Source organism: Pseudomonas sp. ACN5 (genome assembly GCF_002303975.1).
GTDB lineage: Bacteria > Pseudomonadota > Gammaproteobacteria > Pseudomonadales > Pseudomonadaceae > Aquipseudomonas > Aquipseudomonas laurylsulfatiphila.
This window is the reverse complement of sequence record NZ_MRCP01000004.1, coordinates 351449-371267: the sequence shown is the minus strand read 5'-3', so window position 1 is coordinate 371267 and position 19819 is coordinate 351449. Positions and strand designations below refer to the sequence as shown.

The following is a 19819-nucleotide window of genomic DNA, read 5'->3' as shown; positions in this document are numbered from 1 at the left end:
CGTCAACGGTATTGGAGGAAGACGTTGTCTCGCCCGAACTGGTCACGCAGGGCTTGAATCAACGCATCCGCCGGATCGATCCGCCAGCCCTCGCCGAACTGCAACAAGGCCTTCGCATCGGGACTGGTGTAGTCCATGGTGATCGGGCACGCACCGCGGTGACGCTTCAACAGTTCGCCCAACCAGCGTAGCTGATCGCCCTTGAGATCCTTGGCATGCAACTTCAGGCGCAGGCTTTCGGCCAGGTTGGTGCGCGCATCTTCCATGCTCATCACCCGCTTGACCCGCAATTTCAGGCCACCGGAGAAGTCGTCATTGCTGACTTCGCCTTCGACCACCACCATCGCGTCGGTCTGCAACAGTGACTGCGCCGAATGGAACGCCTCGGAAAACAGCGAGGCCTCGATCCGTCCGGAGCGGTCGTCGAGGGTGATGAACCCCATCTTGTCGCCCTTTTTGTTCTTCATCACCCGCAAGGCGATGATCATCCCGGCAACGGTCTGGGTATCACGCGCCGGTTTCAGATCGATGATGCGCTGACGGGCGAAGCGACGGATTTCACCCTCGTACTCGTCAATCGGGTGACCGGTCAGGTACAGGCCGAGGGTATCTTTCTCGCCTTTGAGACGCTCCTTGAGGGTCAGTTCCTTGGCCTTGCGGTGGTTGGCGTAGACGTCGGCGTCTTCTTCGACAAACAGACCGCCAAACAGGTCGGAGTGACCGCTGTCCTGGGTCCGCGCAGTCTGTTCGGCGGCCTTGATCGCCTCTTCCATGGCCGTCAGCAGCACCGCGCGATTGCGGTCGATATTGGCCTGGTAGGCTTTCTGCTCATCGTGGAAATACGGCCCGAGGCGATCCAGGGCACCGCTGCGAATCAAGCCGTCGAGGGTGCGCTTGTTGATGCGCTTGAGGTCGACCCGGGCACAGAAATCGAACAGATCCTTGAACGGCCCGGCCAGACGCGCTTCGGTGATGGCCTCGACCGGTCCCTCACCCACGCCCTTGATTGCACCCAGGCCGTAGATGATCCGGCCTTCGTCGTTCACCGTGAACTTGAACTCGGAAGTGTTTACGTCCGGCGCGTCGAGACGCAGCTTCATGGTCCGCACTTCTTCGATCAAGGTCACGACCTTGTCGGTGTTGTGCATATCCGCCGAGAGTACCGCGGCCATGAACGGCGCCGGGTAGTGCGCCTTCAGCCACGCGGTCTGGTACGACACCAGGCCATAGGCGGCGGAGTGGGACTTGTTGAAGCCGTAACCGGCGAATTTTTCCACCAGGTCGAAAATGTTACCGGCCAGGTCCGCGTCGATATTGTTGGTGGCGCAACCTTCAATGAAGCCGCCGCGCTGCTTGGCCATTTCCTCAGGTTTTTTCTTGCCCATGGCGCGACGCAGCATGTCCGCACCACCGAGGGTGTAGCCGGCCATGACCTGGGCAATCTGCATCACCTGTTCCTGATACAGGATGATGCCGTAGGTCGGTGCCAGTACGGGCTTGAGGCCTTCGTACTGGTAGTCCGAGTGCGGATACGCCAGCTCGGCGCGACCGTGCTTGCGGTTGATGAAGTCGTCCACCATGCCCGATTGCAGCGGGCCCGGACGGAACAGGGCCACCAGTGCGATCAAGTCTTCCAGGCAGTCGGGCTTGAGCTTTTTGATCAGCTCTTTCATGCCCCGGGATTCAAGCTGGAACACCGCCGTGGTTTCGGCTTTTTGCAGCAAGGTGTAGGTCGGTTTGTCGTCCAGCGGGATGAACGCGATATCCAGCGGCGGCTCGTTGACCTTGGCGCGGTCGCGGTTGATGGTTTTCAGCGCCCAATCGATGATCGTCAGGGTCCGCAAACCGAGGAAGTCGAACTTCACCAGACCGGCCGCTTCAACGTCGTCCTTGTCGAACTGGGTTACCAGGCCATCGCCCGCTTCGTCGCAGTAGATCGGCGAGAAGTCGGTCAGTTTGGTCGGGGCGATCACCACGCCACCGGCATGCTTGCCGACGTTACGCACAACGCCTTCAAGCTTGCGGGCCATCTCCCAGATTTCCGCGGCCTCTTCATCGACCTTGATGAAGTCGCGCAGGATCTCTTCCTGCTCGTAGGCCTTTTCCAGGGTCATGCCGACTTCGAACGGGATCATCTTCGACAGACGGTCCGCCAGGCCATAGGACTTGCCCTGCACCCGCGCCACGTCGCGGACCACAGCCTTGGCGGCCATGGAACCGAAGGTGATGATCTGGCTTACCGCGTTGCGACCGTACTTCTCGGCCACGTAGTCGATCACCCGATCGCGACCGTCCATGCAGAAGTCGACGTCGAAGTCGGGCATCGATACCCGTTCCGGATTGAGGAAACGTTCGAACAGCAGGTCATATTCCAGCGGGTCGAGGTCGGTGATCTTCTGCACATAGGCCACCAGCGATCCGGCACCCGACCCACGGCCAGGACCTACCGGCACGCCGTTGTTCTTGGCCCACTGGATAAAGTCCATCACGATCAGGAAGTAACCGGGGAAGCCCATCTGGATGATGATATCCAGCTCAAAATTCAGCCGGTCGACATAGACCTGACGCTTGGTTTCGTAGTCTTCGGTGGTGTCCTTGGGCAGCAGGACGGCAAGCCGTTCTTCCAGGCCATCGAAGGACACTTTGCGGAAGTACTCGTCGATGGTCATGCCATCAGGGATCGGGAAGTTGGGAAGGAAGTGCGTACCCAGCTTCACTTCGATGTTGCAACGCTTGGCGATCTCGACGGTGTTTTCCAGCGCCTCGGGAATGTCGCTGAACAGCTCGGCCATTTCCTCGGCGCTTTTGAGGTACTGCTGATCGCTGTAGTTCTTTGAACGCCGCGGATCGTCGAGAGCACGGCCCTCACCGATGCAGACGCGGGTTTCGTGGGCGGCGAAGTCTTCCTGTTTGATGAAACGCACGTCGTTGGTCGCCACCAGCGGCGCACCGAGCTTCTCGGCCAGGGCCACGGCGCCGTGCAGTTGTTCTTCATCGTTGGGGCGGTTGGTGCGCTGGATCTCCAGGTAGAAACGATCCGGAAAAACGTCCATCCATTCGCGGGCCAGGGTTTCGGCCTCCGCGGGGTTGCCGCTGAGCATGGCCTGGCCGATCTCGCCCTCTTTGGCCGCCGACAACATGATCAAGCCGGCGCTGGCTTCAGCGACCCATTCGCGCTCGATGATGATTGCGCCATTGCGCTGACCTTCGATAAAGCCGCGGGAAATCAGTTCGGTGAGGTTGCGATAGCCTTCGGCGTTCATCACCAGCAGGCTGATCCGGCTCAGCGGGTTGTCCGGATCCTTGTTCGACAGCCACAGGTCGGCGCCGCAGATCGGCTTGATCCCGGCACCCATGGCGTTTTTATAGAATTTGACCAGGGAACACATGTTGTTCTGGTCGGTGACCGCCACGGCAGGCATGTTCATGCCGACCAGGGTCTTGACCAGCGGCTTGATCCGCACCAGACCGTCGACCAGGGAGTATTCAGTGTGCAGGCGTAGGTGAACGAATGAAGCCGGCATAGTGATCCTGTCTGAGAACGTAAAGACAACAAGGCCCGGATTGTACCGGGCCTTGGTAAAAAAAATCAGCCTTGCGATCAGGGGGCGTTCTCAACTAGTTTCCCCACCGCGTTGTCGCCTTGAAGCGGGCCAGGCAAGGCGCAGGCCGCTGGGAATGGTTGCTCCCTTTCCAAGGCCTGCAACGCAGCCTGGCCCGCTTCAAGGCACAACCCGAAGGGCCGGGCCTGCTCTTGTGCAGGGCTGCGTTGCTCGAAGCTTATTTGGAATGACCAAACTACGCTTCTCGCGCCTTGCCCTGCACAAGAGCAGGCCCGGCGCGGTGGGGAAACTAGTTGAGAACGCCCCCTAACTCTCGATGAGACTTTCCCGCGCCTCGTAAGCCAGACGCACCGGAGCAAAGGAGCGCCGGTGAATCGGGGTCGGGCCAAGACGGGCGAGCGCTTCCAGATGAACGGGTGTCGGGTAGCCCTTGTGGCCACCGATGCCGTAGCCGGGGTAGATCAACTCGAACGCAGCCATTTCCCGGTCGCGACTGACCTTGGCCAGAATAGACGCAGCAGCGATGGCTGGAACCTTGCTGTCGCCCTTCACCACAGCTTCGGAACGCATCGGCAGTTTCGGGCAGCGGTTGCCGTCGATCATCGCCAGTTTCGGCTGAATATGCAGCCCGGCGACCGCACGCTGCATGGCCAGCATGGTGGCGTGGAGGATATTCAGTTCGTCGATTTCCTCGACTTCGGCGCGAGCGATGCACCAGCTCAGGGCTTTTTCGCAGATTTCGTCGTAGAGCTTTTCGCGACGGGCCTCGGTGAGTTTCTTCGAGTCGTTCAGGCCGAGGATCGGGCGGTTCGGATCAAGAATCACCGCCGCCGTCACTACTGCGCCACAGAGCGGGCCGCGACCGACTTCATCGACGCCGGCAACCAACTCTTCGACTTCAGCGACCAAGGTAAAGTCCAGCCCCATCTGCATGTTCGTTTTACTCATTCTACTTGGCCGATCAGGTTCAGCACGGCGTCCGCCGCCTGGTTGGAGGCATCCAGACGCAGGGTCCGGTGAATCTCGTCAAAGCCACGGGTCTGCTCTTCCCCACCCTCGATCAAGGGTGACAGGGTCTGGGCCAGCGCTTCGACCGTAGCATCGTCCTGCAACAACTCGGGCACCAATAGACGCTGAGCCAACAGGTTCGGCAACGAAATGTAGGGGCTTTTCACCATGCGCTTGAGTATCCAGAACGTCAGCGGCGCCAGGCGATAGGCGACCACCATCGGCCGCTTGTACAGCAATGCTTCGAGCGTCGCGGTACCGGAGGCAATCAACACCGCATCGCACGCTGCCAGGGCCAGATGCGACTGTCCGTCGAGCAGCGTCAGCGGCAGATCGCGACCAGCCAACAGTTCTTCAAGCTGTGCGCGACGCTGTGCACTGGCGCAAGGCATGACAAACCGCACACCCGGGCGCAACGCCCGCAGGCGCTGCGCGGTATCGAGAAACAACGCACCTAGCCGGCCAACTTCACCGCCACGGCTGCCTGGCATCAACGCCACCAGCGGCCCGTCAGGCAAACCGAGCTCGGCCCGCGCAGCCGCGCGATCGGCTTCGAGTGGAATGGCATCGGCCAGGGTATGGCCGACGAACCGCACCGGCACGCCTTTCTCTTCATAAAATTTGGCTTCGAACGGGAACAGCGTGAGCATCAGGTCGCAGCCTTCGCGAATTTTCAGCACGCGTTTCTGCCGCCAGGCCCACACCGACGGACTGACGTAATGCACGGTCTTGATACCGGCCTGACGCAGTTTGAGTTCGATATTGAGGTTGAAGTCCGGCGCATCGATACCGATGAACACATCGGGTTTCGCGGCGATCAGGTCGGCGACCAGCTTCTTGCGCCGCGCCAGCAACTCGCGCAACCGGCCCAGCACTTCCACCAGGCCCATGACGGACAGACGCTCCATCGGGAAATACGAGGTCAGGCCTTCAGCCTGCATCAACGGACCACCGACACCGATGAACTCGACCGCCGGGTGGCGAGCTTTGAGCGCGCGCATGAGGCCCGCACCCAGAATGTCACCGGAAGCCTCACCCGCTACCAGCGCAATACGCAGATTGGCCATGGTTAGCGGGTGATGCCGCGGGTCGAAGACTGGATGGAGTCACGGAACACCGCCACTTCCGGATACTGGGCGGACGGCTCTGCCAGTTCGGCAAGCGCCTGCTCCACGGTCAGGCCCTGGCGGTACACCACCTTGTAGGCACGACGCAGCGCGTGGATCGCATCTTCGCTGAAGCCCCGACGGCGCATGCCCTCGAAGTTCATGCTGCGGGCTTCGGCAGGGTTGCCGAACACCGTGACGTAGGCTGGAACATCCTTGCCAATCGCCGTACCCATGCCGGAAAAGCTGTGGGCGCCAATGTGGCAATACTGGTGAACCAGGGTAAAACCGGAGAGGATCGCCCAGTCTTCCACATGCACATGGCCCGCCAGTGCGGTGTTGTTCACCAGGATGCAGTGGTTGCCAATCACGCTGTCGTGGCCGATGTGGGCATAGGCCATGATCAGGTTGTGATCGCCCAGGGTCGTTTCCGAACGATCCTGGATGGTGCCACGGTGGATCGTCACGCCTTCACGGATGACGTTGTGATCACCAATCACCAGGCGGGTTTCCTCGCCCTTGTACTTCAGGTCAGGCGTGTCCTCACCCACCGAGGAAAACTGGTAGATGCGATTGTGCTTGCCGATTCGGGTCGGGCCCTTGAGGATCACGTGCGGCCCGATGACTGTCCCCTCGCCGATTTCCACACCTGCGCCGACGATCGACCACGGGCCGACCTCGACGCCGTCAGCCAGAATGGCTGTCGGATCGATGATTGCACGAGGGTCAATCAAACTCATAGTTTGCGTTCCGCGCAGATGATTTCAGCGGAGCAGACCGGCTTGCCATCGACCGAAGCCTGGCATTCGAATTTCCAGATCTGACGCTTGCAGCTGATGAACTTGGCTTCAAGGATCAACTGATCGCCTGGCAGAACCGGCTGGCGGAAGCGCAGCTTGTCGGAACCGACGAAGTAATAGAGGGTGCCGTCGGCCGGTTTCACGTCGAGCATCTTGAAACCAAGGATCCCGGCAGCCTGAGCCATGGCTTCGATGATCAATACGCCCGGCATGATTGGATGCGCGGGGAAGTGACCATTGAAGAACGGTTCGTTGATGCTGACATTCTTGTAGGCGCGAATGCGCTTGCCTTCAACATCCAGCTCCACTACCCGGTCCACCAGCAGGAACGGGTAACGGTGAGGCAGGTATTCGCGAATCTCGTTGATGTCCATCATTTCGGGGGGAAGCCTATGTAAAGATTGGGAGCGCGCGACTGATGCACGTTCCGCTAGCAAATCAAGGAGCCAGTCTACAGACTGCATGGAAACTACTGCGGGCTACGCGCACAATACTGCGTTAAAAACAGGCTCGGAATGCTCATTTACAGCCAGTAAAGTCGCGTGCGACTCCAACCGTTCCTCGCCTGTTTTTGCCTTGTCTTGTCTTCGCTCGCTACGTTTCCATGCAGCCTGTTTTGCGGCTGTGCACACTTGATATGGAAATGGTATCAGCCATCTGATGAAGCATTACCGTCAGGGGTCACTTCCCCTACTTGCTTTTCCAGCTGTCGCAGGCGCCGCGCGATGTCATCGAGCTGACGGATGCGAGCCGCGCTTTTGCGCCATTCGGCTGCTGGTTGCATGGCCGTACCGGAAGAATAGGAACCCTTTTCGGTAATCGAGTGGGTCACCATGGTCATCCCGGTGATGAAAACGTTATCGCAAATTTCGATATGCCCCACCAGCCCTACACCGCCAGCGAGCATGCAATGCTTGCCGATTTTGGTGCTGCCGGAGATCCCGACACAGGCGGCCATGGCGGTGTGATCGCCGACCTGAACGTTGTGGGCGATCTGGATCTGGTTGTCGAGTTTCACACCATTGCCGAGAATGGTATCGGCCAATGCGCCGCGATCAATAGCGGTATTCACGCCAATTTCGACATCGTCACCGACCAGCACACCACCAATCTGGGCAATTTTCTGCCAGACACCTTTCTCATTGGCAAAACCGAAGCCTTCACCGCCGAGCACGGCCCCCGACTGAATGACCACACGCTTGCCGATGCGCACGTCGTGGTACAGCGTGACCCGCGGGGCCAGCCAGCCGTCTTCGCCGATTTCGCAACGGGCGCCGATGAAGCAATGCGCACCGATGGTCACGCCGGCAGCAATTCGTGCCGCGCTTTCGATCACCGCAAAGGCGCCAATACTCGCAGCCGGGTCAACCACCGCGTCCTCGGCCACAACGGCTGTCGGGTGAATGCCGGCAGCCGCTTTCGGCTTTGGATCGAACAGATGGGAAACACGCGCATAGGCCAGATACGGATCAGGCACCACCAGCGCATTACCGGCATAACCTTCGGCATCAGCAGCCTTCAGCAACAGTGCTGCGGCCCGGCTGTCCGCCAGGTACTTACGGTATTGAGGGTTTGCGAGAAAGCTCAACTGAGCTGGGCCAGCCTCCTGCAAGGTGGCTAGCCCAGTAATTTCTCTCTCCGGGTCGCCACGTAGCGTGGCGCCGAGGAACTCGGCCAGCTGGCCGAGCTTAATGGTCACGGTCATGGATTACTTCAGCTGATTCATGCGCTCGATAACCTGGCGAGTGATGTCGTACTGAGGCTTGACATCAATCACTGCGCCACGCTCGAAGACCAGGTCAAAAGCACCTTTCTTGATGACTTCTTCCACAGCGCTGTCCAGTTTCGGCTTGAGCTGCTTCAGCATTTCACGGTCGGCAACGGCTTTGGCTTCGTTCAGCTCCTTGGACTGGAACTGGAAGTCACGGGCCTTTTGCTTGAATTCAAGCTCCAGACGCTCGCGCTCGCCCTGCTGCATTTTGTCACCACCGGCCATCAGGCGGTCCTGAATACCCTTGGCGCTGGTTTCCAGCGTCTTGAGCTTGGTCAGCTGAGGACCGAACTTCTTCTCGGCATCCACGGCGTATTTCTTGGCCGCGTCAGACTCCAGCAGAGCCATCTGATAGTTCAGAACTGCAATTTTCATGTCGGCAAATGCCGGACCAGCGACCAATACGCTGGCCAGGAGAACCAATTGAGTCAACTTACGCACGATGCACTCCTACAAAATTCATTGTCGTTATCTTGGGTCAGACGCTTAGAACGTCTGGCCGAGGGAAAATTGGAACACTTGAGTCTCGGCGTCATCCGGTTTCTTGACCGGCATGGCCAATGCGAAACTCAAAGGACCCAGTGCAGTGACCCACGTCACACCTACACCAACAGAACTGGCCATATTGCTCAGGCTAATGTCGTTGCACTTGGTGTCGGACTTCGTGCCATCAGCGTTTGTGGTATCCGAGCACGACGAATCGAACACGTTACCCACATCCCAGAATACCGAGGTACGCAGGGAGCGTTGATCTTTGACGAACGGCAGCGGGAACAGAACTTCCACACCGCCCTGGATCAGGACGTTACCACCGAACGGCAGTGGATCCTGATCCGGGTCGAACGCTGTACCAGGGTTCTTGCCGGTACTTGGCGTACTGCGAGGACCCAGGGTGCTGTCCTTGAAGCCGCGTACCGAGTTGAAACCACCAGCATAGTAGTTTTCATAGAATGGCAAGCCGTCGGTCGAACCGTAACCATCGCCATAACCCAGCTCGGTGTGCAGGCGCATGGTGTAGTTCTCGCTCAATGGCTGGAACAACTGGCCACGGTAGTCGAGCTTGAAGAACGACAGGTCACTGCCTGGAATCGTGGATTCCAGCACCAGGCTCTGGGAATGACCACGGGTAGCGAGCACGCCCTTGTTCAGGGTGGACTCGGACCAACCGGCCGAAGCCTTGAAGTTCAGGTACTTGTCGCCTTCCTTGTTAACGAAGTCGAAGATCTCGTCAACGGTGTAAACGCCGGTCTTGATTTCGTCTTGTTGCGCATTCAGGCCGAAGGTCAGACGCGAAGTCTCGCTGATTGGATAACCGACACTCACACCGGCACCCAAGCTGTCTACGGCGTAGCTGGCGACGTCAGTATCGAGGTCATCGTAGTCAGTCGTGCGGTAGAAGGCGTTGTAACCCAGGCTCACGCCGTCGGCGGTCCAGTAGGGGTCGACGAAACCGAAGTTGTAGCGGGTCTGGTATTCGCTTTTGGTCAAGCCGACGCTGACCTTGTTACCGGTACCCAGGAAGTTGTTCTGGGTGATCGAACCACCGAGGATCAGACCGGCGCTCTGGGCGAAACCGACGCTGGCGGTAATCGAACCGGAGGCTTGCTCTTCAACGCTGTAGTTGACGTCAACCTGGTCATCGACACCCGGTACGGCCGGGGTTTCGACGTTGACTTCCTTGAAGAAGCCCAGACGCTCCAGACGGGTCTTGGATTGATCGATCAGGTAGGTCGAAGCCCAGCCGCCTTCCATCTGACGCATTTCACGACGCAGCACTTCGTCTTCGGACTTGGTGTTGCCACGGAAGTTGATGCGATTCACGTAGGCACGCTTGCCCGGATCGACCGCGAACAGGATGTCCACGGTGTGATCTTCATCGTGCGGCTGAGGCACGCCGTTGACGTTGGCGAAGGTGTAGCCTTCGTTACCCAGGCGACGGGTGATCAGTTCGGAAGTGGTGGTCATCAGCTTGCGCGAGAACACCTGGCCTTTTTGCACAAGCAACAGGGACTTGATCTGGTCTTCAGGGACTTTCAGGTCGCCGCTGAGCTTGACGTCACGAACGGTGTATTTCTCGCCTTCGTTGACGTTGACGGTGATGTAGACGTGTTTCTTGTCCGGCGTAATGGAAACCTGGGTCGAAGCGATATCCATGTTGATATAGCCACGGTCCAGGTAGTAGGAACGCAGACGCTCCAGGTCACCGGACAGTTTTTCACGGGCGTACTTGTCATCGTTCTTGAAGAACGACAACCAGTTGGTGGTCTTGAGTTCGAAAAGGTCGATCAGGTCTTCATCGGGGAAGACCGTGTTGCCCACCACGTTGATGTGCTGGATAGCCGCAACGGTACCTTCGTTGATGTTGACCTTCAGGCCAACGCGGTTACGCGGCTGCGGCACCACTTCGGTGTCGACGGTAGCCGAGTAGCGACCCTGGGCGACGTATTGGCGCTGCAGTTCGTTACGCACACCTTCAAGGGTGGCACGCTGGAAGATCTCGCCTTCGGCCAGACCGGATTGCTTGAGGCCTTTCATCAGGTCTTCGGTAGAGATCGCCTTGTTGCCTTCGATCTCGATACTGGCGACCGACGGGCGCTCGACTACAGTGATGACCAGGACGTTGCCATCGCGGCCCAGCTGGATATCTTGAAAGAAACCGGTTTTGAACAACGCACGAGTGGATTCCACCAGGCGACGATCATCCGCCTGTTCACCGACGTTCAACGGCAAAGCACCAAAGACGCTACCCGCGGAGACCCGCTGGAGGCCATTGACGCGAATATCAGAGATAGTGAAGGACTCGGCGTGAACTTCGGCGATCATCAATACGGTGAGAACCGCAGTTAGCAGCAGACGTTTCATGAAGTCCTTTCTTATTCCAACTGGCAATAAACAAACTGCCGCAAAATGCGGCAGATTCGCAATTCAGCGACGTTACAGACGACCCAGATCATTAACCAGAGCGAGCAACATCACTCCGATCACCAAACTGATGCCGATCTGTATCCCCCAACCTTGCACCCGATCCGACAAGGGACGACCACGCGCCCACTCGATCAGATAAAACAACAAATGCCCCCCATCCAGCACAGGAATGGGCAGCAAATTCAGAACTCCCAGGCTAATACTCAGATAAGCAAGGAAATTCAGGAAATCAGCAACACCCGACTGGGCCGAAGCGCCCGCCACTTTAGCAATGGTTATCGGTCCACTCAAGTTTTTTACCGAGAGCTCGCCGAACAACATTTTCTTCAGTGAATCGAGGGTCAGCACGCTCATGGTCCAGGTGCGCCGAGCCCCCTCGCCAATCGCTGCCAATGGTCCATAACTGACCTCGCGGAGCATCTCCGGTGGCCAATCGACAGCCTTCACCCCTGCCCCCAGGTAGCCGTTGGGTGACTTGCTCTCGCCGCGAGCGGCAAGCGTCACCGGGACGTCGATTTGAGCACCGTCTCGCTCGACCCGCAGCATGATTTTGGTATCAGGATGCATACGGACGGTATCGACGACTTGCTGCCAATCATCCAGCGCACGACCATCGAGCGCCAGCAACCGGTCACCGGTCTTCAGGCCGGCAGCCTGGGCCGGCCCCTTTGGATCAAGTTCGGCCAGAACAGGCGGCAATGCCGGGCGCCACGGGCGAATCCCCAACGAATGAATGGGGTCGGGTTCGTCAGCCCCTTTGAGCCATTTATCCAGCGCAAGTTCACGTGGCGAATCGGTCGTCGACCCTTGCTCGCGAACCAATATCTGCAATGAGCCGCTTTCGCCCAGACGACGAACCAGTTGCAGATTCACCTCCGCCCAGCCGGAAGTCAGCTCACCATCAATGGCCACGATTTCCTGGCCGGGACTCAAACCCGCCTTGGCCGCGATGCTGCCGGACTCGACAGCCCCGATGACCGGACGCACCTGCTCGCTGCCGAGCATTGCCAGCCCCCAGAAGAACACCAATGCCAGCAGGAAGTTGGCGATCGGCCCCGCCGCTACGATGGCAATGCGCTGACGAACGGATTTACGATTGAAGGATTGATCAAGCTGATCGGGCGGCACTTCGCCTTCGCGCTCGTCGAGCATTTTCACGTAGCCGCCCAACGGGATGGCGGCAACGACGAATTCGGTGCCCTGCTTGTCGTACCAACGCAGCAAAGGCGTGCCGAAGCCTACGGAGAAGCGCAGCACCTTGACCCCACAGCGACGCGCGACCCAGAAGTGGCCGAACTCGTGGAAGGTAACCAGCACACCCAGAGCGACCAGGGTGCCGACAATCATATAGAGCGCGCTCATCTACTTTCTCCGCAATCCTATTCGCTGCTGCCTGGGTTGACTATCTGCAGCGTTTACCGCCCGTGACGGCTCAACCATTGTCCGGCCAGCAATCGCGCTTTCGCGTCTGCCGTGAACACTGCCTCGAGATCATCCACTGCCACGACGGGCTCCAGACTCAGTACTTCCTCGATGATACTCGCGATTTCCGGGTAACGAACCCGCTCGTCGAGAAATGCCGCCACCGCCACTTCATTTGCCGCATTGAGCATGGCCGGCGCGCTATTACCCGCTTCGGCCGCCTGACGGGCCAGACGCAAACAAGGGAAACGCTCCTCATCGGGCGCCTGGAAGTCGAGCCGTGCAATGGCAAACAGATCCAGCGGCGCCACACCCGAATCGATCCGCTCCGGCCAGGCCAGCGCATTGGCGATGGGCGTGCGCATGTCCGGATTACCCAGCTGCGCCAAGACAGAACCATCGACGTAGTCAACCAGCGAATGGATCACACTTTGCGGGTGAATCACCACCTCGACCTGGGATGGCCTGGCATCGAACAGCCAGCAGGCTTCGATCAGCTCAAGCCCTTTGTTCATCATGCTGGCCGAGTCCACGGAAATCTTTCGCCCCATGGACCAGTTCGGATGCGCACACGCCTGGTCAGGTGAAACATGCGCCAATTCAGCCAGTGGCGTCTGACGGAACGGACCGCCGGAAGCCGTCAGCAAAATCCGGCGTACGCCGACTGACTCGAGGCCACGGGCATAATCGTGCGGCATGCACTGGAAAATGGCGTTGTGCTCGCTATCGATCGGCAGCAATACCGAACCGCTCTTGCGCACCGCCTGCATGAACAGCGCGCCGGACATCACCAGCGCTTCTTTATTGGCCAGGAGGATCTTCTTGCCCGCCTCGACCGCCGCCAGTGTCGGGCGCAATCCCGCCGCACCGACGATGGCCGCCATGACCGTATCGACTTCCGGATCGGAAGCGACCTGACACAAACCGTCCTCCCCCACCAGAACACGGGTTGGAAGGCCCGCCGCGCGCAAATCATCCTGCAAGGTGCGGGCAGCCGCGACCTCAGGCACTACGGCAAATCGCGGGATATGGCGCACGCAGAGCGCCAGCAATTCACTCAAGCGAGTGAAGCCACTCAAGGCAAAGACCTGGTAACGATCAGGATGACGAGCAACGACGTCGAGCGTACTCAGGCCAATCGAACCGGTTGCCCCCAGAACGGTAATCTGTTGCGGGCGGCTCATGGTGCCGCCATCCACAACAGCACGGCGAACACCGGAATAGCCGCTGTCAGGCTGTCGATACGATCCAGCACACCACCGTGTCCCGGAAGCAGATTGCTGCTGTCCTTGATCCCGGACTGACGCTTGAACATGCTTTCAGTGAGATCGCCCACTACCGAAATGAACACGATCAGCGCAGCACAGATCAGCCCTTTGAACAGCTGCGCCACCGTCCAGTCGCGCACCAGAGCAACGAGCGTGGTAATGACCAGGCTCAGCGCCAGACCACCGTACACGCCTTCCCAGCTTTTGCCCGGACTGACCTGTGGCGCGAGTTTACGCTTGCCGAAAGCACGACCAGAGAAGTAGGCACCGATATCGGCACCCCAGACCAGCACCATCACCGCCATGATCAGCCAGTTACCCAGCGGGTACTGCTTGATCTGCACCAGCCCCTGCCAGGCCGGCAGGAGAATCAACAGGCCGATCACCAGCTTGGTCGCCGCACTGGACCAATGCTCGCTCGAACGCGGATAGGTCAGTACCAGATATGTCGCCACCGCCCACCACAGCACCGAAGCGCCCAATACCCAAGGCGCCAGCCCAGGCAAGATGTACATGACGAACAGCATCAAGGCGACCACAGCGGCAAAGCCGACGCGGAACGCTTGCCCGGCGAAACCCGCCAGACGCGCCCATTCCCATGCACCAAGGGTAACTACCAGCCCGATGAACAGTGCAAAACCGGAACCTTCAAGCAGGAAAAACCCGCACAGGGCAATCGGCAGCAGGATCAGCGCGGTGATGATTCGTTGTTTAAGCATTAAACCCGGGCTCCAGCCTCGACCTGCTCGCTCGTTTTACCGAAGCGGCGCTGGCGGGAAGCGTAATCGGCCAGCGCATCGCGCATGGCACCGTGTTTGAAGTCCGGCCAGAACAGGTCGGAGAAATACAGCTCGGCATAGGCCAGTTGCCAGAGCAGGAAATTACTGATGCGATGCTCGCCACCAGTACGAATACACAAGTCAGGCAACGGCAGGTCGCCTGTGACCAGGCAGGTCTGCAGCAGATCAGGCGTGATGTCTTCCGGACGCAAGTGTCCGGCCTGAACCTCTCGTGCCAGTCGTTGCGCCGCTTGCGCGATATCCCACTGACCGCCGTAATTGGCGGCGATCTGCAGGACAAAACGATTGGCGCCAACCGTCATGGCCTCGGCTTCGCGCATGGCAGCCTGCAGCTCGGGGTGAAAACGCGAGCGGTCACCAATGATGCGCAGGCTGATGTTGTTGTCGTTGAGGCGCTTGGCCTCACGACGTAGCGCCCTGAAGAACAGATCCATCAAAGCGCTGACCTCATCGGCCGGACGCTGCCAGTTCTCACTGGAGAAGGCGAACAGGGTCAGCACTTCGACCTTGGCCTCGGCACAGACCTCAATGACCGCACGCACCGCATCCACGCCCGCTTTATGCCCGGCGACACCTGGCATAAAGCGTTTTTTTGCCCAGCGATTATTACCATCCATGATGATCGCGACATGGCGCGGCACCGCGGACGGTGCAGTCTGTTTAGTCTTATCCATGAAAACGCGACTCTTATACGGCCATCAGGTCTTTTTCTTTCTCCGCCAACTTAGCGTCGATTTCAGCTACGAACTTCTTGGTCAGATCGTCGATCTCGCCAGTGGCGCGACGTTCTTCGTCTTCGCTGATTTCCTTTTCCTTGACCAGATCCTTCAGCGAGCTGTTCGCATCGCGACGGATGTTGCGCACGGCAACACGGGCATCTTCAGCCACATCGCGAGCCTGCTTGGTGAAACCGCGACGGGTTTCTTCGGTCAGGGCCGGCATGCTGATCAGCAGCAGCTCACCAAGGTTGGTCGGGTTCAGGTTCAGACCTGCACTGCCGATCGCCTTGTCGACGGCACCCAGCATGTTGCGCTCGAAGGCAACGACCTGCAGGGTACGGGCGTCTTTGACGGTGATGTTTGCCACTTGCTTGATCGGGGTGTCGGAACCGTAGTACGGCACCATCACGCCTTCCAGGATGCTCGGGTGCGCTTGACCGGTACGAATGCGGCCGAAGTTGTGCGCGAGCGATTCCACGGACTTCTGCATGCGCTCTTTAGCGTCTTTCTTGATTTCGTTGATCATTGTTGGCCTTCCTCGATCAGTGTTCCTTCAGCGCCGCCATGCACGATGTTCAGCAGGGCGCCGGGCTTGTTCATGTTAAATACGCGTAGCGGCATCTTGTGGTCGCGGCACAGGCAAATGGCCGTCAGGTCCATAACACCCAGCTTGCGATCCAGCACTTCATCGTAAGTCAGATGATCGAACTTCTCGGCATGCGGGTCTTTGAACGGGTCAGCGGTGTAGACGCCATCGACCTTGGTCGCCTTGAGCACGACATCGGCATCGATTTCGATTGCACGCAGGCAGGCAGCCGAATCCGTCGTAAAGAACGGGTTGCCGGTACCGGCCGCGAAAATCACCACGTCCTTGGAGTTCAAGTGGCGCATGGCCTTGCGGCGATCATAGTGATCGGTCACGCCAACCATGGAAATAGCGGACATCACGATGGCCGAGATGTTGGCGCGCTCAAGGGCGTCGCGCATGGCCAGGGCGTTCATCACAGTGGCCAGCATGCCCATGTGGTCGCCGGTCACCCGATCCATGCCAGCCTTGCTCAGCGCTTCACCGCGGAACAGGTTGCCACCACCGATAACCAGACCGACCTGAACACCGATGCCGACCAGCTGGCCAACTTCCAATGCCATGCGATCCAGAACTTTCGGATCGATCCCGAACTCTTCCGAGCCCATCAGGGCCTCGCCGCTGAGCTTGAGTAGAATGCGTTTATAGCGAGCCTGATAACCACTGCCCTGCTGAGCCATTGCGAATCTCTCCTGCGGCGTATTTTAAAAATTCTTTGCGAGCTGTTTACAGCTGGCGTTCACTCTAGCTTGGCGCTGCTTCAGCGCCATCGGAACATGGCTTTGTAAGCCAGTTCCAAAAGGAAACCAATAAAAATTGGTGCCCCATCTGAAAAGAGGCTGCGCGCGTGAGCGGGCAGCCTCTTCTGGGCGACAGTTAAAAAACCGTCTTATTGCTTGGCAGCAGCCAGCTGGGCAGCAACTTCTTCTGCGAAGTTGTCCACTGGCTTCTCGATGCCTTCGCCTACCTTGAAGTAAGTGAAGGAAACGATTTCAGCACCGGCTTTCTTGGCCAGAGCACCTACGGTGACTTCCGGGTTCATGACGAAAGCTTGCTCGACCAGGCTGGCTTCGGCCAGGAACTTGGTGATACGGCCAGCGATCATCTTCTCGACGATTTCAGCTGGCTTGCCTTTCATCTTGTCTTCGTTCAGGGTCAGGAAAACGCCCTTCTCGCGCTCGATGGCTTCTGGCGAAACCTGCGATGGCAGCAGGAACTCAGGGTTGCTTGCAGCCACGTGCATGGCGATCTCTTTGGCCAGCTGAACATCGCCGCCCTTGAGAACAACAGCAACACCGATCTTGTTGCCGTGCAGGTAGGTGCCGACAACGTCGCCCTCTACACGCACCAGGCGACGGATGTTGACGTTTTCGCCAACTTTGGCAACCAGTGCTTCACGAGCCGATTCCTGAGCGGCGATCAGCGGAGCTGCGTCGGTCAGTTTTTCGTCGAAGGCTTTCTCTACGCTGGCAGCAACGAAGTTCTTGAAGTCGTCTTGCAGGGCCAGGAAGTCGGTCTGCGAGTTGACTTCCAGCAGCACGGCTGCCTTGTCGTCAGCCTTGATGGCGATAGCGCCTTCAGCGGCAACGTTGCCGGCTTTCTTGGCAGCCTTGATGGCGCCCGAAGCACGCATGTCATCAATGGCTTTCTCGATGTCGCCGCCAGCCTTGGTCAAGGCCTTTTTGCAGTCCATCATGCCTTCGCCAGTACGCTCGCGCAGTTCTTTGACCAACGCTGCAGTAATCTCTGCCATTTCAAAATCCTCTTGGATAGGTTTTCAACCATTCCACCCGATCGAACGGGCGATCAATTCTTCCCGAACCACCCTTGTTAGCTGCCGCACATTACAGATAGAGCAGTGGGCGCCGACAAATGGTTTTCGAGGTGGCAAAAAGGGGGCCAAGCCCCCTTTTTGCTTACTGAGTCAACGCCAAGGCGTCAATTACTCAGCTGCTGCTACCGGAGCTTCTTCAACGAAAACTTCGGTGCCGCCGGCAACGTTGTTGCGGCCACGGATTACAGCGTCAGCCATCGAACCCATGTACAGCTGGATAGCGCGGATTGCGTCATCGTTGCCTGGGATGATGTAGTCAACGCCTTCCGGGCTGCTGTTGGTATCGACTACGCCGATAACCGGGATACCCAGCTTGTTGGCTTCGGTGATCGCGATGCGCTCGTGATCAACGTCGATAACGAACAGAGCGTCTGGCAGACCGCCCATGTCCTTGATACCACCCAGGGAACGATCCAGCTTTTCCAGGTCACGAGTGCGCATCAGCGCTTCTTTCTTGGTCAGCTTGGCGAAAGTACCGTCTTCGGCTTGAACTTCAAGGTCACGCAGACGCTTGATGGAAGCACGGATGGTTTTGAAGTTGGTCAGCATGCCGCCCAACCAGCGGTGATCGACGTACGGCGAACCGCAACGTGCTGCTTCTTCAGCAACGATCTTGCCAGCGGAACGCTTGGTGCCAACGAACAGAATCTTGTTTTTGCCCTGGGCCAGACGCTCTACGAAAGTCAGAGCTTCGTTGAACATTGGCAGGGTTTTTTCAAGGTTGATGATGTGGATCTTGTTACGCGCGCCGAAAATGTACTTGCCCATTTTCGGGTTCCAGTAACGGGTCTGGTGACCGAAGTGCACACCGGCCTTCAGCATATCGCGCATGTTGACTTGGGACATGATAGTTCCTTAATAAGTCGGGTTTGGCCTCCACGTATCCCAATGACCAACCAGCAGCATCAGCTGAAGGCACCCAGGTCATCGTGTCGACACGTGTGTGGATTTAGGCTTTTCGGGACATCCCCGGAAAGCGGCGCATTTTATATCACAAGGCAGGGCAAAACGGAACCCGGATTCTGAAATCCTGGCGAGCGCTTTGCGCCATCCCTTGGAATCCTCCAAGAATGCACCATTCTATAGAGAGAAGCGATGCACACAGGCGCAGATTTGCGCTGATCGTCTGGTAGAATCGTATTTTTCAGGGCTGCGAAGACCCATCGCGCAATGCCCTTTCCGTTCAGAAAGCGCCACCGGCGCAGAGAGAGCCTGTATGACCGTCACCCTCAAAACGCCCGAGGATATCGCCAAAATGCGTATCGCCGGCAAACTGGCCGCCGATGTGCTGGAAATGATTGCCGAATACGTCAAGCCGGGCGTTACCACCGACCAACTGAACCAGATCTGCCACGACTACATCGTCAACGAGCAGAAGGCCATTCCTGCCCCGCTCAACTACAAGGGCTATCCAAAGTCGATCTGTACGTCGATCAACCATGTGGTCTGCCACGGCATCCCGAACGACAAGCCGCTCAAAGACGGCGACACCCTGAACATCGACGTCACCGTCATCAAGGACGGCTACCACGGCGACACCAGCCGCATGTTCCACGTCGGCACCGTGCCGGTCTGGGCCGAGCGCCTGTCCCAGGTGACCCAGGAATGCATGTACAAGGCGATTGAAATCGTCAAACCCGGCTGCCGCCTGGGCGATATCGGTGAAATCATCCAGAAGCACGCTGAAAAGAACGGATTCTCGGTGGTTCGCGAATTCTGCGGCCACGGTATCGGCAAGGTGTTCCACGAGGAGCCGCAGATCCTGCACTACGGCCGCGCTGGCACCGGCATGGAACTCAAGGCCGGCATGACCTTCACCATCGAGCCGATGATCAACCAGGGCCGTGCCGACACCAAGGTTCTGGGCGACGGCTGGACCGCGATCACCAAGGACCGCAAGCTCTCGGCACAGTGGGAACACACCCTGCTGGTGACCGAAACCGGTTACGAGATCTTCACTCTGCGCAGCGATGACACCATCCCTCGCGTTTCGGCCTGATCTCGCCAGCGTATCTCG

At 58.5% G+C, this 19819-nt stretch carries 17 protein-coding genes; 1 reads left to right on the top strand and 16 read right to left on the bottom strand.

All coding sequences use genetic code 11. The annotated features are described in order from the left end of the window. Positions 1-2: 2 nt before the first annotated feature. The 16 genes from dnaE to rpsB form a co-directional block, all read right to left on the bottom strand. The gene (gene dnaE / locus BSF40_RS10320) at positions 3-3524 is read right to left on the bottom strand and encodes a DNA polymerase III subunit alpha (protein WP_095965043.1); all 3522 of its coding nucleotides are present in this window, start codon (positions 3522-3524) and stop codon (positions 3-5) included. Positions 3525-3869: 345 nt separating this feature from the next. Beyond that, entirely contained in the window at positions 3870-4496 is a 627-nt protein-coding gene (gene rnhB, locus BSF40_RS10315) for a ribonuclease HII (RefSeq protein ID WP_007978371.1), read from the bottom strand. An 11-nt stretch (positions 4497-4507) separates the two neighbouring features. Next, the gene (lpxB, locus tag BSF40_RS10310; RefSeq protein ID WP_095965042.1) at positions 4508-5638 is read right to left on the bottom strand and encodes a lipid-A-disaccharide synthase; all 1131 of its coding nucleotides are present in this window, start codon (positions 5636-5638) and stop codon (positions 4508-4510) included. 2 nt (positions 5639-5640) lie between these two features. Further along, positions 5641-6417 (bottom strand): acyl-ACP--UDP-N-acetylglucosamine O-acyltransferase, encoded by a 777-nt coding sequence (lpxA, locus tag BSF40_RS10305; RefSeq protein ID WP_007978373.1) that lies wholly within the window; start codon positions 6415-6417, stop codon positions 5641-5643. Next, positions 6414-6854 (bottom strand): 3-hydroxyacyl-ACP dehydratase FabZ, encoded by a 441-nt coding sequence (gene fabZ, locus BSF40_RS10300; protein WP_007978374.1) that lies wholly within the window; start codon positions 6852-6854, stop codon positions 6414-6416. The genes lpxA and fabZ overlap by 4 nt, the downstream gene beginning before the upstream one ends. A gap of 272 nt (positions 6855-7126) precedes the next feature. Next, positions 7127-8182: a UDP-3-O-(3-hydroxymyristoyl)glucosamine N-acyltransferase gene (gene lpxD, locus BSF40_RS10295; RefSeq protein ID WP_095965041.1), complete on the bottom strand. Its 1056-nt coding sequence runs from the start codon at positions 8180-8182 to the stop codon at positions 7127-7129. A gap of 3 nt (positions 8183-8185) precedes the next feature. Continuing rightward, positions 8186-8689 carry an OmpH family outer membrane protein gene (locus BSF40_RS10290; protein WP_015093768.1) on the bottom strand — a complete coding sequence of 168 codons (504 nt, stop codon included), beginning with the start codon at positions 8687-8689 and terminating at the stop codon, positions 8186-8188. Positions 8690-8734: 45 nt separating this feature from the next. Beyond that, positions 8735-11110, bottom strand: a complete 2376-nt coding sequence (bamA, locus tag BSF40_RS10285) for an outer membrane protein assembly factor BamA (RefSeq protein ID WP_015093767.1) — start codon at positions 11108-11110, stop codon at positions 8735-8737. Between the two features lie 72 nt (positions 11111-11182). Further along, a complete protein-coding gene (rseP, locus tag BSF40_RS10280; protein WP_095965040.1) occupies positions 11183-12535 on the bottom strand; it encodes a sigma E protease regulator RseP in 1353 nt (450 codons plus the stop codon). Positions 12536-12588: 53 nt separating this feature from the next. After that, positions 12589-13779, bottom strand: a complete 1191-nt coding sequence (gene ispC, locus BSF40_RS10275) for a 1-deoxy-D-xylulose-5-phosphate reductoisomerase (protein ID WP_095965039.1) — start codon at positions 13777-13779, stop codon at positions 12589-12591. Next, complete coding sequence (locus tag BSF40_RS10270) at positions 13776-14582, bottom strand: phosphatidate cytidylyltransferase (protein WP_015093764.1); 807 nt, start codon at positions 14580-14582, stop codon at positions 13776-13778. The genes ispC and BSF40_RS10270 overlap by 4 nt, the downstream gene beginning before the upstream one ends. Beyond that, positions 14582-15337 carry a polyprenyl diphosphate synthase gene (uppS, locus tag BSF40_RS10265; protein WP_095965038.1) on the bottom strand — a complete coding sequence of 252 codons (756 nt, stop codon included), beginning with the start codon at positions 15335-15337 and terminating at the stop codon, positions 14582-14584. The genes BSF40_RS10270 and uppS overlap by 1 nt, the downstream gene beginning before the upstream one ends. Positions 15338-15350: 13 nt before the next feature. Beyond that, positions 15351-15908, bottom strand: coding sequence for a ribosome recycling factor (frr, locus tag BSF40_RS10260; protein ID WP_007978385.1), 558 nt, complete (start codon positions 15906-15908; stop codon positions 15351-15353). Beyond that, positions 15905-16648: a UMP kinase gene (gene pyrH, locus BSF40_RS10255; protein ID WP_003222124.1), complete on the bottom strand. Its 744-nt coding sequence runs from the start codon at positions 16646-16648 to the stop codon at positions 15905-15907. Before pyrH ends, frr begins: the two co-directional genes overlap by 4 nt. A gap of 209 nt (positions 16649-16857) precedes the next feature. Then, positions 16858-17721: a translation elongation factor Ts gene (tsf, locus tag BSF40_RS10250; RefSeq protein ID WP_095965037.1), complete on the bottom strand. Its 864-nt coding sequence runs from the start codon at positions 17719-17721 to the stop codon at positions 16858-16860. Between the two features lie 189 nt (positions 17722-17910). Next, on the bottom strand, positions 17911-18648 hold the full coding sequence (gene rpsB, locus BSF40_RS10245) for a 30S ribosomal protein S2 (RefSeq protein ID WP_007978390.1): 738 nt from the start codon (positions 18646-18648) through the stop codon (positions 17911-17913). 370 nt (positions 18649-19018) lie between these two features. Between rpsB and map the strand changes: the two genes are divergently transcribed. Beyond that, positions 19019-19801, top strand: a complete 783-nt coding sequence (map, locus tag BSF40_RS10240) for a type I methionyl aminopeptidase (protein WP_008057306.1) — start codon at positions 19019-19021, stop codon at positions 19799-19801. Positions 19802-19819: the final 18 nt, after the last annotated feature.

Bases quoted from the DNA above. Each gene is read 5' to 3' on its own strand.
- dnaE (WP_095965043.1), bottom strand. From the start codon at position 3,524: ATGCCGGCTTCATTCGTTCACCTACGCCTGCACACTGAATACTCCCTG.
- rnhB (WP_007978371.1), bottom strand. From the start codon at position 4,496: ATGCAGATGGGGCTGGACTTTACCTTGGTCGCTGAAGTCGAAGAGTTG.
- lpxB (WP_095965042.1), bottom strand. From the start codon at position 5,638: ATGGCCAATCTGCGTATTGCGCTGGTAGCGGGTGAGGCTTCCGGTGAC.
- lpxA (WP_007978373.1), bottom strand. From the start codon at position 6,417: ATGAGTTTGATTGACCCTCGTGCAATCATCGATCCGACAGCCATTCTG.
- fabZ (WP_007978374.1), bottom strand. From the start codon at position 6,854: ATGATGGACATCAACGAGATTCGCGAATACCTGCCTCACCGTTACCCG.
- lpxD (WP_095965041.1), bottom strand. From the start codon at position 8,182: ATGACCGTGACCATTAAGCTCGGCCAGCTGGCCGAGTTCCTCGGCGCC.
- bamA (WP_015093767.1), bottom strand. From the start codon at position 11,110: ATGAAACGTCTGCTGCTAACTGCGGTTCTCACCGTATTGATGATCGCC.
- rseP (WP_095965040.1), bottom strand. From the start codon at position 12,535: ATGAGCGCGCTCTATATGATTGTCGGCACCCTGGTCGCTCTGGGTGTG.
- ispC (WP_095965039.1), bottom strand. From the start codon at position 13,779: ATGAGCCGCCCGCAACAGATTACCGTTCTGGGGGCAACCGGTTCGATT.
- BSF40_RS10270 (WP_015093764.1), bottom strand. From the start codon at position 14,582: ATGCTTAAACAACGAATCATCACCGCGCTGATCCTGCTGCCGATTGCC.
- uppS (WP_095965038.1), bottom strand. From the start codon at position 15,337: ATGGATAAGACTAAACAGACTGCACCGTCCGCGGTGCCGCGCCATGTC.
- frr (WP_007978385.1), bottom strand. From the start codon at position 15,908: ATGATCAACGAAATCAAGAAAGACGCTAAAGAGCGCATGCAGAAGTCC.
- pyrH (WP_003222124.1), bottom strand. From the start codon at position 16,648: ATGGCTCAGCAGGGCAGTGGTTATCAGGCTCGCTATAAACGCATTCTA.
- tsf (WP_095965037.1), bottom strand. From the start codon at position 17,721: ATGGCAGAGATTACTGCAGCGTTGGTCAAAGAACTGCGCGAGCGTACT.
- rpsB (WP_007978390.1), bottom strand. From the start codon at position 18,648: ATGTCCCAAGTCAACATGCGCGATATGCTGAAGGCCGGTGTGCACTTC.
- map (WP_008057306.1), top strand. From the start codon at position 19,019: ATGACCGTCACCCTCAAAACGCCCGAGGATATCGCCAAAATGCGTATC.